The 13,161-nt window shown below is 67.6% G+C and carries 8 protein-coding genes and 1 riboswitch; of the genes, 4 read left to right on the top strand and 4 right to left on the bottom strand.

The window, feature by feature from the left end; all coding sequences use genetic code 11:
• Positions 1-93: 93 nt before the first annotated feature.
• A riboswitch (TPP riboswitch) is annotated at positions 94-217 on the bottom strand.
• A gap of 270 nt (positions 218-487) precedes the next feature.
• The 4 genes from KR541_RS01735 to KR541_RS01720 all read left to right on the top strand — a co-directional run bounded on the left by KR541_RS01735 (position 488) and on the right by KR541_RS01720 (position 5,732).
• Entirely contained in the window at positions 488-2,257 is a 1,770-nt protein-coding gene (locus tag KR541_RS01735; RefSeq protein ID WP_050013136.1) for an ABC transporter ATP-binding protein/permease, read from the top strand.
• A complete protein-coding gene (locus KR541_RS01730) occupies positions 2,254-3,030 on the top strand; it encodes an SDR family NAD(P)-dependent oxidoreductase (protein WP_089488084.1) in 777 nt (258 codons plus the stop codon). The genes KR541_RS01735 and KR541_RS01730 overlap by 4 nt, the downstream gene beginning before the upstream one ends.
• 130 nt (positions 3,031-3,160) lie before the next feature.
• Entirely contained in the window at positions 3,161-4,423 is a 1,263-nt protein-coding gene (locus KR541_RS01725; protein WP_216089323.1) for an MFS transporter, read from the top strand.
• A gap of 25 nt (positions 4,424-4,448) precedes the next feature.
• Positions 4,449-5,732 carry a D-amino acid dehydrogenase gene (locus KR541_RS01720; RefSeq protein WP_216089322.1) on the top strand — a complete coding sequence of 428 codons (1,284 nt, stop codon included), beginning with the start codon at positions 4,449-4,451 and terminating at the stop codon, positions 5,730-5,732.
• A 78-nt stretch (positions 5,733-5,810) separates the two neighbouring features.
• On the opposite strand, the gene thpR is transcribed toward KR541_RS01720, so the two are convergent.
• From thpR to KR541_RS01705, 4 genes are all read right to left on the bottom strand, one after another.
• Positions 5,811-6,380 (bottom strand): RNA 2',3'-cyclic phosphodiesterase, encoded by a 570-nt coding sequence (gene thpR / locus KR541_RS01715; RefSeq protein ID WP_050013140.1) that lies wholly within the window; start codon positions 6,378-6,380, stop codon positions 5,811-5,813.
• Positions 6,377-6,511 carry a hypothetical protein gene (locus KR541_RS36900; RefSeq protein ID WP_265183412.1) on the bottom strand — a complete coding sequence of 45 codons (135 nt, stop codon included), beginning with the start codon at positions 6,509-6,511 and terminating at the stop codon, positions 6,377-6,379. The genes thpR and KR541_RS36900 overlap by 4 nt, the downstream gene beginning before the upstream one ends.
• Before the next feature lie 169 nt (positions 6,512-6,680).
• Positions 6,681-8,147 carry a glutamate synthase subunit beta gene (locus KR541_RS01710; RefSeq protein WP_050013141.1) on the bottom strand — a complete coding sequence of 489 codons (1,467 nt, stop codon included), beginning with the start codon at positions 8,145-8,147 and terminating at the stop codon, positions 6,681-6,683.
• Between the two features lie 85 nt (positions 8,148-8,232).
• Positions 8,233-12,936: a glutamate synthase-related protein gene (locus tag KR541_RS01705; protein WP_050013142.1), complete on the bottom strand. Its 4,704-nt coding sequence runs from the start codon at positions 12,934-12,936 to the stop codon at positions 8,233-8,235.
• Positions 12,937-13,161: the final 225 nt, after the last annotated feature.

Here is a 13,161-nt window from a genome sequence, read left to right as displayed (position 1 = left end):
CGCAATGCGCGTACCCAAAAGGACGAAACCGGCAGCAAAGGCCGGCCGGGCGGGACTCGGGCGCTGACCATGTGGGATGGCGGCCAGCGCGGCCCGGCGGGATCAGAAACTTCCCTCGCCGGTATTACCCGGATCGGGTGCGAAGGGTCTTTCTCAGCCTCGCCGCGCTGCCCGGAACATCCGCCGGCCGCGCCACGAAGCACCCCTGTTTCGTCGTCGGCCATTAGACCATAAAAGCGGAAAGCGCCGCAAACTGTCCCCCTTGCGGCAATTTCGCCGGCGTGTCGCGCCGCTCTGGCACAATGCCCGCAGGCCGGCCGCGCGAGCGGCCGGTTGCCGCGTCACCGCCGGTTTTTAAGTGCCGTTTAAGACGCACGGGCGACCATCCGGACGCCCGCCGTCAGTCGGCGCCGCGCCCCGGCATGCCGTATCGCGGCGCGCGCCCGGTTTCGCCCGGCCCGCGCGCCGGCTCATCATCAGGAAGCACATGACCCAATCGATCGATCCCGTCCGCTCCGCCTCCGACGCGCCGCAGGACGAGCGCCCGGTATCCGCATGGAGCCTCATCAAGCCCTACTGGGTATCGTCCGAATGGAAAATCGCGTGGGGCCTGCTGGTCACGATCATCGCGATCAACCTCTGCGTGGTCTGGATCAACGTCCGGCTGAACAAATGGAACGCGCAGTTCTACAACGCGCTGCAGTCGAAGGACGTCCACGACTTCCCGAACCTGCTGATGCAGTTCTCCGCGCTCGCCTTTGCATTCATCATCCTCGCCGTGTACGGCCGCTACCTGCGGCAAATGCTCGGCTTCCGCTGGCGCCAGTGGCTCACCGACCGCTTCCTCGGCCAGTGGCTCGGCGATCGCGCGTTCTACCGGATCGAGCGTGACCGCCTCGCGGACAACCCCGACCAGCGGATCACCGACGACCTCCAGTCGTTCGCGACCACGACGCTCGCGCTGTCGCTCGACCTGCTGTCGACGGTCGTCACGCTCGTGTCGTTCATCACGATCCTGTGGTCGCTCGCCGGCGCGCTGACGTTCACGCTCGGCGCGACGCCGATCGCGATTCCCGGCTACATGGTGTGGGCGGCCGCGCTGTACGCGGTGGTCGGCTCGCTGATCATCCAGAAGGTCGGCCATCCGCTCGTGTCGATCAACTACCAGCAGCAGCGCGTCGAGGCCGATTTCCGCTTCGGGCTGATCCGCGTGCGCGAGAACGCCGAGCAGATCGCGTTCTACGACGGCGAGAAGACCGAGACCGGCAACGCGCAGACCCTCTTCATGCGCATCCGCGACAACTGGTGGCGCGTGATGAAGTACACGAAGCGGCTCACGTTCGTGCTGAGCTTCTACGGACAGATCGCGATCATCTTCCCGCTCGTCGTGGCCGCGCCGCGCTACTTTGCCGGTGCGTTCTCGTTCGGCGTGCTGATGCAGATCTCGTCCGCGTTCGGCACCGTCAGCGATTCGTTCTCGTGGTTCATCAACAGCTACTCGACCCTCGTCGAATGGCGCGCCACCGTCAACCGTCTGCGCGAATTCAAGCGCGTGATGGGCACGTCGCACCTGAAGGAAAGTCTGTCGCCCGCGACCGAGCACGGCGGCATCAACCTGCATTACGTCGACGCAGCGAAACTGTCCACGTCGTCGCTGAAGCTCGCGCTGCCGAACGGCAACGCGCTGGCGAACATCGGCGACGTCACGATCGAGCCCGGTTCGCGCTGGCTCGTGATCGGCAAGTCGGGTTCCGGCAAGAGCACGTTCATGCGCGCGCTCGCGGGCCTGTGGCCGTTCGGCGACGGCGCGATCGACGCGCCGGTCGGCGCGCGGATGATGTTCGTGCCGCAAACCAGCTATTTGCCGATCGGCACGCTGAAGGCCGCGCTCACCTATCCGGCGACGCCCGACGCGTTCAGCGACGAAGCGTGCCGCGATGCGCTGCGCGCGTGCCGCCTCGGGGATTACGTCGAGCGCCTCGACGAAACCGCGCACTGGACCCGCGTGCTGTCGCCGGGCGAACAGCAGCGCCTGGCCGGCGCGCGCGTGCTGCTGCACAAGCCCGACTTCCTGTTCCTCGACGAAGCGACCAGCGCGCTCGATGCCGACAACGAAGCGCGCCTCTATCACCTGTTCGCCGAACGGCTGCCGAAGGCCGCGATCGTCAGCATCGCGCACCGCGAATCGCTGGCCGCGTTCCATATCGGCACGATCAACGTCGAGCGCGTGAACGACGACGACAAGGTCGCTGCGTGAGCCCACGCGCCGCGCACCTCGTGCGGATTGCGCTGATCACCGGCGCAGGTGCGGGGATCGGCGCGGCGCTCGCGCGGCGGCTCGCGGCACCCGGCGTCGCGCTGGCGCTGCATGCGCGCGGCGCGGACGATGCGGCACGCGCACGGCTCGCCGACGTCGCACAAGCGTGCACGGCGGCCGGCGCGGAATGCCTGACGCTGACCGGCGATCTCGGCGAGCCGGGTATTGCCGCGACGCTCGTCGATGCCGTCGCCACCCGCTTCGGCCGGCTCGACCAGCTCGTCGCAAACGCCGGCTTCGCCGCGCGGCAATCCTTTTTCGATCTGTCCGCGGATGCGCTCGCGTCCGCGTTCGCGGTGATGCCTGGTGCGTTCTCCGCGCTCGCGGGCCGCGCGCGGCCGCTGCTCGAAGCGTCGGCCGCCCCGCGGATCGTCGCGGTCAGTTCGTTCGTCGCACACCGCTACCGCGCCGATGCGCCGTTCGCGGCGACCGCCGCCGCGAAGGCCGCGCTGGAATCGCTGGTGCGTAGCGCAGCCGCCGAATTCGCCGCGCCCGGCATCACCGTCAACGCGGTCGCACCGGGCTTCACGCGCAAGGACCACGGGCCGAGCGCCGGCAACGCCGCCGCGTGGGCGCAGGCCGAACAGGCGACGCCGCTCGGCCGCATCGCCGAACCCGACGACGTCGCCGCGCTGATCGCGTTCCTGCTGTCGGATGCGGCGCGGCAGATCACCGGCCAGGTCATCCACGTCGACGGCGGCCTGACGCTCTGACGCGTCTTTCCTCCTCCCCGCTTTCCCGCACGACCCTGCATCCGCCTTTTTGGCGCGCCGGAACGCGCCCGTAAAATAACCGCGACGCGACGCGGCAACGCGGGACGAGACAAGAGAGAGGGCGGCAAGCATGCAGGCATTCCAGTGGTTCAACGCATTGTCGACGCGCGAGCGCCGGACGCTGTACGCCGGATTCGGCGGCTATGCGGTCGATGCGTTCGACTTCATGATCTATTCGTTCCTGATTCCGACGCTGATCGCCAGCTGGGGCATGACGAAGAGCGAGGCCGGGATGATCGCGACCAGTTCGCTGATCTCGTCGGCGATCGGCGGCTGGGTCGCCGGCATCCTCGCCGACCGCTACGGCCGCGTGCGCGTGCTGCAGTGGACGATCGCGACGTTCGCGCTGTTCACGTGCCTGTCCGGCTTCACGCATTCGTTCTGGCAGCTCCTCGCCACGCGCACGCTGCAGGGTTTCGGCTTCGGCGGCGAATGGTCGGTCGTGACGATCATGATGGCCGAGACGATCCGCTCGCCCGAGCATCGCGCGAAGGCCGTCGGCACCGTGCAGAGCAGCTGGTCGTTCGGCTGGGGCGCGGCCGCGATCCTTTACTGGGCGTTCTTCGCACTGCTGCCCGAGCAGGTCGCGTGGCGCGCGTGCTTCTGGATCGGCATCGTGCCCGCGCTGTGGATCCTGTACATCCGCCGCAACGTCAGCGATCCCGACATCTACACGGCCACGCGCCGCGCGCGCGACGAAGGCCGTGTGTCGGGCCACTTCCTCGAAATCTTCTCGCCGCCGCACCTGCGCGCGACGCTGTTCGGCAGCGCGCTGTGCACCGGCATGCTCGGCGGCTACTACGCGATCACGACGTGGCTGCCCACCTATCTCAAAACCGTGCGTCACCTGTCGGTGTTCAACACGAGCGGCTATCTGGTCGTGCTGATCGTCGGCTCGTTCGTCGGCTACGTGGCCGGCGCGATCCTGTCCGACCGGCTCGGCCGCCGCGCGTCGTTCATCCTGTTCGCGATCGGGTCTTTCTCGCTCGGCATGGCGTACACGATGCTGCCGATCACCGATACCGCGATGCTGCTGCTCGGCTTTCCGCTCGGCATCGTCGTGCAAGGCATCTTCGCGGGCGTCGGCGCGTATCTGTCGGAGCTGTATCCGGGCGCGATCCGCGGCTCGGGCCAGGGCTTCTGCTACAACCTCGGCCGCGGGCTCGGCTCGTTCTTCCCGATCCTCGTCGGCGCGCTGTCGCAATCGATGTCGCTCGTGAAGGCGATCGGCCTCGTCGCGGGCGGCGGCTACCTGCTCGTGATCGTCGCGGCGCTCGTGCTGCCGGAAACGCGCGGCAAGTCGCTCGCCGACGATCCGGCCGTCGCGTCGTGAGCCACCGTTTCATCCCGGACACCGCATGCACGTGATCGTTCTCGGCGCCGGCGTGATCGGCGTCACCACCGCCTGGCACCTGCGCGAAGCAGGCTGCGACGTCACCGTGATCGAACGCGAGGCCGACGTCGCGCAAGCGACCAGCCTCGGCAACGCGGGCGTGATCGCACCCGGCTACGTGACGCCGTGGGCCGCGCCCGGGATGCCCGGCAAGATCCTCAAGTACCTGTTCAAGCCCGCGTCGCCGCTGATCTTCCGGCCGACGCTCGATGCCGCCCAGTGGCGCTGGATCGCGCGCTGGCTGCGCGAATGCGAGTTCGAGCGGTTCCGCGTGAACAAGCAGCGGATGCAGCGCATCGCGTATTACAGCCGCGCGTGCCTGCATGCGTTTCGCGAGCGCTATCCATTCGACTACGGCGCGAGCCGCGGTTACCTGCAACTGCTGCGCGGCGCGTTCGACGTCCAGATGGCGCAGCCCGCGCTGAAGGTGCTGCGCGATGCCGGCATCGCGTTTCGCGAACTGGACGCGGCCGGCTGCACCGCGATCGAGCCGGGCCTGCGCTGGGCCAGGCAGGCCCCCGTCGGCGGCATTTACCTGCCCGACGACGAAGCCGGCGACTGCGCGCGCTTCACCCGCGAACTGCGGACGCTGTGCGAGGCGAACGGCGTGACGTTCCGGTTCCGCACCGGCATTCGAGCGCTTGATGTCGCGGGCGGCAAGGTGCGCGGCGTGCGGGTCGACTCGCTCGAAGCAGGCGCGGCCGGTCAGCGCGATGCGCTGCTCGCTGCGGACGCGATCGTCGTCGCGCTCGGCGTCGACAGCGCCGGCCTGCTGCGACCGCACGGCATCGACGTGCCGCTGTATCCGGTGAAGGGCTACTCGGCCACGCTCGCGGTCGTCGACGACGAAAAGGCGCCGTGCGCCGCGCTGATGGACGAATCGCTGAAGACCGCGATCACGCGCTTCGGCCCGGCGCTGCGCGTCGCGGGCACCGCGGAGCTCGGCAACCGCCGCGCGACGCTGCGGCAGCAGGCGCTCGACACGCTGATGAAGGTGCTCGACGACTGGTTCCCGCATGCGGCCGACCGCGCGTCGGCGCGCTTCTGGGTCGGCCGCCGGCCGATGACGCCCGACGGGCCGCCGCTGCTCGGCGCGAGCGGGATCGAGGGTCTCTGGCTCAACGTCGGCCACGGCTCGACAGGCTGGGCAATGTCGATGGGGTCGGGAAAGGTGGTCGCGGATCTCGTCACCGGGCGCGTACCGGAGATCGATCTGGCCGGGCTGACGCTCGCGCGTTACGACCGGTAGTGCAGCCGGCGGGTCATGCCGTCGAAGCGATGCGCGGTCGCGACCGGCGGCATGGCGCGCGGTCGTCAGCGCGTGTCGCTACCGCGGCGGCGTCCGGCATTCGGCCGGGGCGATCGGCGCCGACATGATCGGCCGATGCGACACGCCCTCCTGCGACAGCCGGCTTTCGAACAACGTCAGCGCTTCGACGCGCACCTCGACAGGCCGCCCCGGCGCGCCGCCGTGCGCGGGCTGGCCGACCGCATCGTGCGGCAGGCGCGCGAGCGTCACGTGCGGCCGGAACGGCCGCCGGTCGGCCGGCACGCCGAGTTCCTGCATCAGCGCCGCCAGCCCCGCATTCAGCGCGACGCAAGCGGCATCGGAAGCGAGCTCCGCAACGATCAGCCGCGCGCGCGGCAGGCTCGGCCACCACGCGATCCGCTCGACCGGCAACGACGGCAGCGCATGCGCGGCGGCGAGCGCGGGCAGGTACGCGGCCAGCGCGTCGCACCGCTCCCGCTCGATTGCGCCGATGAACGCGAGCGTCATGTGCAGTTGCGCGGGCAGTGTGCGCCGCGCGCCACGGGTGACCGGCAACGCGTGCAGCGCGTCGCGCGATGCCGCATCGGGCATCAGCGCGACGAACGCACGGAGCCGGTCGCCGTTCATGACTCGCGCACCACCACGCGCACTTCGGCCACCGCATCGATCGACGCCGGACGCCGCGGCAGCGCGATCGGCGCGTCGCTCCACAACACGCCGTTGACGGCGTCGATCAGCCGATGCGCGAATGTTTCCATCCAGAGCCCCCGTAAATGAAATCCCCGATGTGATCAGATTAGGCGACATTAGGCGACGCTCGACGGAAATGACGGGGGCTGCGCCAGCACGCAGCCGCGCCGAGCATAAAAAAACCGGGCGCCCTCTCGGACGCCCGGCGTTCATCGAAACCCGCTCGCGCGATTCAGCTCAGCGCGGCAGTTCCGAATGCCCCATCAGGTATGCATCGACCGAGCGCGCGCACTGGCGGCCTTCGCGGATCGCCCACACCACGAGCGACTGGCCGCGACGCATGTCGCCTGCCGCGAACACCTTGTCGACCGACGTGTAGTATGAACGATCGCCTTCGGTCGCCGCGCGCGCATTGCCGCGCGCGTCCTTCGCGACGCCGAACGCGTCGAGCACCGGCGCGGCCGGTTGCGTGAAGCCCATCGCGAGCAGCACGAGATCGGCCTTCATCTCGAACTCGGAACCCGGCACTTCCTGCATCTTGCCGTCCTTCCACTCGACGCGCACCGCGATCAGCTTCTCGACCTTGCCGTTCTTGCCTTCGAGACGCTTCGTCGCGACCGCCCAGTCACGCTCGCAGCCTTCCTCGTGCGACGACGACGTGCGCAGCTTGATCGGCCAGTATGGCCACACGAGCGGCTTGTTTTCCTCTTCCGGCGGCTGCGGCAGCAGCTCGAACTGCGTGACCTGCTTCGCGCCGTGGCGATTCGACGTGCCGACGCAGTCCGAACCCGTATCGCCGCCACCGATCACGATCACGTGCTTGCCCTTCGCGAGCAGCTGGTCGACGAGCTTGTCGCCCGCGTTCACGCGGTTCTGCTGCGGCAGGAAGTCCATCGCGAAATGAACGCCCGCGAGCTCGCGGCCCGGCACCGGCAGGTCACGCGGCGTTTCCGAACCGCCGGCGATCACGACCGCGTCGAACTCTTCCTTCAGCGTGTCCGGCGAGATGGTTTCCTTCGCGAGGCTGCCGATCGACTCGGGCAGCGGCTCCTTGCCGATGAACACGCTGGTGCGGAACGTCACGCCTTCCGCTTCCATCTGGCGCATGCGGCGATCGATCAGCCACTTCTCGAGCTTGAAATCGGGAATCCCGTAACGCAGCAGGCCGCCGATACGGTCGTTCTTCTCGAACACCGTCACGTCGTGGCCCGCGCGCGCGAGCTGCTGCGCGGCGGCGAGGCCCGCGGGGCCCGAACCGACGACCGCGACCTTCTTGCCGGTCTTGTGCTCGGCCGGCAGCGGCTTCACCCAGCCTTCGCCCCAAGCCTTGTCGATGATCGCGTGCTCGATCGACTTGATGCCGACCGGGTCGTCGTTGATCCCAAGCGTGCACGCCGCCTCGCACGGCGCCGGGCAGATGCGGCCCGTGAACTCGGGGAAGTTGTTGGTCGAGTGCAGGACTTCGATCGCCTGCTGCCAGTCCTGGCGGTAAACGAGATCGTTGAAGTCCGGGATGATGTTGTTGACCGGGCAGCCGTTGTTGCAGAACGGGATGCCGCAATCCATGCAGCGCGCGCCCTGGACCTTCGCGTCCGCGTCAGTCAGCGCCGCGACGAATTCCTTGTAGTGCTTCACGCGCGTGAGCGGTGCTTCGTACGCCTCGTGGCGGCGTTCGAACTCCAGAAAACCGGTTGCCTTGCCCATAAGGTGCTCTTCTGTTCGATGTATCGGGTGGGGGAGCCGCGCGCGGCCGTCAGGCGCGCGCGGCATTCGCTATGTCGTTCGTCGCTCAGGCGGCCAGCACTTCCTTCGCCGCCTTCTTCGCACCGATCTCGCCCAGCGCGCGCTTGTATTCGTGCGGGAACACCTTCACGAACTGGCGGCGCGCCGCGTCCCAGTTTTCCAGCAGCGACTTCGCGCGCGGCGAACCCGTGAACTGGAAATGACGCTCGACGAGCCCCTTGAGCAGCGCTTCGTCCGTCGTGCCTTCGTGCCAGAGCGCGCGGTCGACCGTGCGCTCCTGTTCGGCCTGCTGCAGCACCGGCTCGAGCGCGACCATCGACTTGTTGCACTTGGCCGCGAACGTGCCTTCCGGATCGTAGATGTACGCGAGACCGCCCGACATGCCGGCCGCGAAGTTGCGCCCGGTCTCGCCAAGCACGACGACCGTGCCGCCCGTCATGTATTCGCAGCCGTGGTCGCCCGTGCCTTCGACGACCGCCGTCGCGCCCGAGTTGCGCACGCAGAAGCGCTCGCCGGCCACGCCGCGGAAGAAGGCTTCGCCTTCGATCGCGCCGTACATCACCGTGTTGCCGCAGATGATGTTTTCCTCGGACTTGCCGCGGAAGTCGTTGGTCGGGCGGATGATGATCCGGCCGCCCGACAGGCCCTTGCCGACGTAGTCGTTGCCGTCGCCGACGAGGTCGAGCGTCACGCCCTTCGCGAGGAACGCGCCGAAGCTCTGGCCGGCCGTGCCCTTCAGCTGGATGTGCACCGCGTCGTCGGCCAGGCCGTCGTGGCCGTGCTTCTTCGCGATCACGCCCGACAGCATCGCGCCGACCGTCCGGTTCACGTTGCGCACCGGCTGGATGAACGACACGTGCTCGCCGTTCTCGATCGCGGCCTTCGCCTTCTCGATCAGCACGTGGTCAAGCGCGCGCTCGAGGCCGTGATCCTGCACGTCGACGTGACGCGGCGCGACGTCCTCGCATTCTTCCGGCTGGTAGAACACGCGCGAGAAGTCAAGGCCCTTCGCCTTCCAGTGCTCGATGCCCTTGCGGGTGTCGAGCAGGTCGGCGCGGCCGATCAGGTCGTCGAACTTCGCGATGCCGAGCTGCGCCATGATCTCGCGCACTTCCTCGGCGACGAAGAAGAAGTAGTTCACGACGTGCTCGGGCTGGCCCTTGAACTTCGCGCGCAGCACCGGATCCTGCGTCGCGACGCCGACCGGGCATGTGTTCAGGTGGCACTTGCGCATCATGATGCAGCCTTCGACGACGAGCGGCGCCGTCGCGAAGCCGAATTCGTCCGCGCCGAGCAGCGCGCCGATCACGACGTCGCGGCCGGTCTTCATCTGGCCGTCGGCCTGCACGCGGATGCGGCCGCGCAGGCGGTTCAGCACCAGCGTCTGCTGCGTTTCGGCGAGGCCGAGCTCCCACGGCGTGCCCGCATGCTTGACCGACGACAGCGGCGACGCGCCCGTGCCGCCGTCATGGCCGGCGATCACGACGTGGTCGGCCTTCGCCTTCGCGACACCGGCCGCGACCGTGCCCACACCCACTTCCGACACGAGCTTCACGGAGATGCTCGCGCTCGGGTTCACGTTCTTCAGGTCGTGGATCAGCTGCGCCAGATCCTCGATCGAGTAGATGTCGTGGTGCGGCGGCGGCGAGATCAGGCCGACGCCCGGCACCGAGTAACGCAGCTTGCCGATGTATTCCGACACCTTGTGGCCCGGCAGCTGGCCGCCTTCGCCCGGCTTCGCGCCCTGCGCCATCTTGATCTGGATCTGGTCGGCCGATGCGAGGTACTCGGCGGTGACGCCGAAACGGCCCGACGCGACCTGCTTGATCTTCGAGCGCAGCGAATCGCCGTCCTTCAGCGGAATGTCGCTGACGATCTCGTCGCCGATCACCGACTTCATCGTCTCGCCCGACTTGATCGGAATGCCGCGCAGTTCGTTGCGATAGCGCTTCTGGTCCTCGCCGCCTTCGCCGGTGTTCGACTTGCCGCCGATCCGGTTCATCGCGACCGCGAGCGTCGCGTGCGCTTCGGTGCTGATCGAGCCGAGCGACATCGCGCCGGTCGCGAAGCGCTTGACGATCTCCTTCGCCGGCTCGACGTCGTCGATCGGGATCGCCCTGGTCGGCTCGACCTTGAATTCGAACAGGCCGCGGAACGTCATGTGACGCTTGGTCTGGTCGTTGATCAGGTGCGCGTATTCCTTGTAAGTCTGGTACGAGTTGCTGCGCGTCGCGTGCTGCAGCTTCGCGATCGAATCCGGCGTCCACATGTGGTCTTCGCCGCGCACGCGGTACGCGTACTCGCCGCCCGCGTCGAGCATGTCGCGCAGGACCGGGCTGTCGCCGAACGCATCGCGGTGCAGGCGGATCGCCTCTTCCGCGACTTCGAACAGGCCGATGCCGCCGACCTTCGACGCCGTGCCCTTGAAGTACTTCTCGACGAGGTCGCTCGACAGGCCGAGCGCTTCGAAGATCTGCGCGCCCGTGTACGACATGTACGTCGAGATGCCCATCTTCGACATCACCTTCTGCAGGCCCTTGCCGACCGCCTTCGTGAAGTTGTAGACGGCCTTCTCCGGCGACAGGTCGCCCGGCAGGCCTTCGGCCATCTTCGCGAGCGTTTCCATCGCGAGGTACGGGTGCACGGCTTCCGCGCCGTAGCCCGCGAGCAGCGCGAAGTGGTGCGTTTCACGCGCGGAGCCCGTCTCGACGACGAGGCCCGTGCTCGTGCGCAGCCCTTGCTGGACGAGGTGCGTGTGGATCGCCGACGTGGCGAGCAGCGCGGGAATCGCGACGTGCTCGGCGTCCGTCTTGCGGTCCGACACGATCAGCATGTTGTAGCCCGACTTCACCGCGTCGACGGCTTCCGCGCACAGCGACGCGAGGCGCGCCTCGATGCCTTCCTTGCCCCAGGCGACCGGATAGCAGATGTTGAGCTCGTACGCGCTGAACTTGCCGCCCGTGTACTGGTCGATCGCGCGGATCTTCGCGATGTCCTTGAAGTCGAGCACCGGCTGCGACACTTCGAGACGCATCGGCGGGTTGATGTTGTTCGTGTCGAGCAGGTTCGGCTTCGGGCCGATGAACGACACGAGCGACATCACCATGTTCTCGCGGATCGGGTCGATCGGCGGGTTCGTGACCTGCGCGAACAGCTGCTTGAAGTAGTGATAGAGCGTCTTGTTCTTGTTCGACATCACCGCGAGCGGCGAGTCGTTGCCCATCGAACCGACGGCTTCCTCGCCCTGCTGCGCCATCGGCGCCATCAGGAACTTCAGGTCTTCCTGCGTATAGCCGAACGCCTGCTGGCGGTCGAGCAGCGCGGCGCCCTGCGTGCGGCCGGCCGCGACTTCCTCGGCCTTCGGCTCGATCTCGTCGAGCTTGATGCGCACCGCGTCGATCCAGCTCTTGTACGGCTTCGCGTTCGCGAGGTTGTCCTTCAATTCCTTGTCGTCGATGATGCGGCCGTGTTCCATGTCGATCAGGAACATCTTGCCCGGCTGCAGGCGCCACTTCTTGACGATCTTCGATTCGGGGATCGGCAGCGTGCCGGCCTCCGACGCCATGATGACGAGGTCGTCGTCGGTCACGATGTAGCGCGCCGGGCGCAGGCCGTTACGATCGAGCGTCGCGCCGATCTGGCGGCCGTCGGTGAACGCGATCGCGGCCGGGCCGTCCCACGGCTCCATCATCGCGGCGTGGTATTCGTAGAACGCGCGGCGGTTCTCGTCCATCAGCGTGTGCTGTTCCCACGCTTCCGGGATCATCATCATCACCGCGTGCACGAGCGGGTAGCCGGCCATCACCAGCAGTTCGAGACAGTTGTCGAACGATGCGGTATCCGACTGGCCCGGGTAGATCAGCGGCCACAGCTTCGGCAGATCGTCGGCGAGCACGTGCGACGCGATCGCGCCGGTACGCGCGTTCAGCCAGTTCACGTTGCCCTTCACGGTGTTGATCTCGCCGTTGTGCGCGATCATCCGGTACGGGTGAGCCAGCTCCCACGCCGGGAACGTGTTGGTCGAGAAGCGCTGGTGCACGAGCGCGAGCGCCGACACGACGCGCGGGTCCTGCAGGTCGCGGTAGTACACGCCGACCTGGCCGGCCAGCAGCAGCCCCTTGTAGACGACCGTGCGCGCCGACATCGACGGCACGAAGTATTCCTTGCCGTGCTTGAGCTTCAGCGCCTGGATGCGGTGGCTCGCCGTCTTGCGGATCACGTACAGCTTCCGCTCGAGCGCGTCCGTCACCATGATGTCCTTGCCGCGGCCGATGAAGATCTGGCGGATCAGCGGCTCGCTCGCCTTCACCGTCGGCGAGATCGGCATCGCATGGTCGACCGGCACGTCGCGCCAGCCGAGCACGACCTGGCCTTCGGCCTTCACCGTACGCTCGAGCTCCTGCTCGCACGCGAGACGCGATGCGTTTTCCTTCGGCAGGAAGATCATCCCCACCCCGTATTCGCCGGCCGGCGGCAGGTCCACGCCCTGCTTCGCCATTTCCTCGCGATAGAACGCGTCCGGAATCTGGATCAGGATGCCCGCGCCGTCGCCCATCAGCGGATCGGCGCCGACCGCGCCGCGGTGATCGAGGTTCTCGAGGATCTTCAGACCCTGCTGAATGATCTCGTGACTCTTCTTGCCCTTGATGTGAGCGACGAAGCCGACGCCGCAGGCGTCGTGTTCGTTTTGCGGGTCGTACAGACCTTGTGCGGCGGGCACCGCGGCGAGCGGCTGCTGGTGGTCGTTCATGGGGACACCGTCGTAAAGGGGGCCTGGAGGCCGTTGAACCGTTTTCTTGTTGCCATCGATCCCGCTCCCGGCGGGAGACGGCGCGGCCGACGGTGGTTGGGCAGGCTTCGCCCGGGCCACCGGAATTCGGAATATACGCGACGAATCAAGGGAATAGCAACAAAAACCGCTTGATCGAACCCCAATTAAATGAGTGCCTTGATGTGGTGCCTTTTTATTAGGGGC

It is taken from the genome of Burkholderia sola, from assembly GCF_905400185.1.
Lineage (GTDB): Bacteria > Pseudomonadota > Gammaproteobacteria > Burkholderiales > Burkholderiaceae > Burkholderia > Burkholderia sola.
Note: the sequence above shows the minus strand (reverse complement) of the source record. Positions and strands in the feature narration are given on the sequence as shown.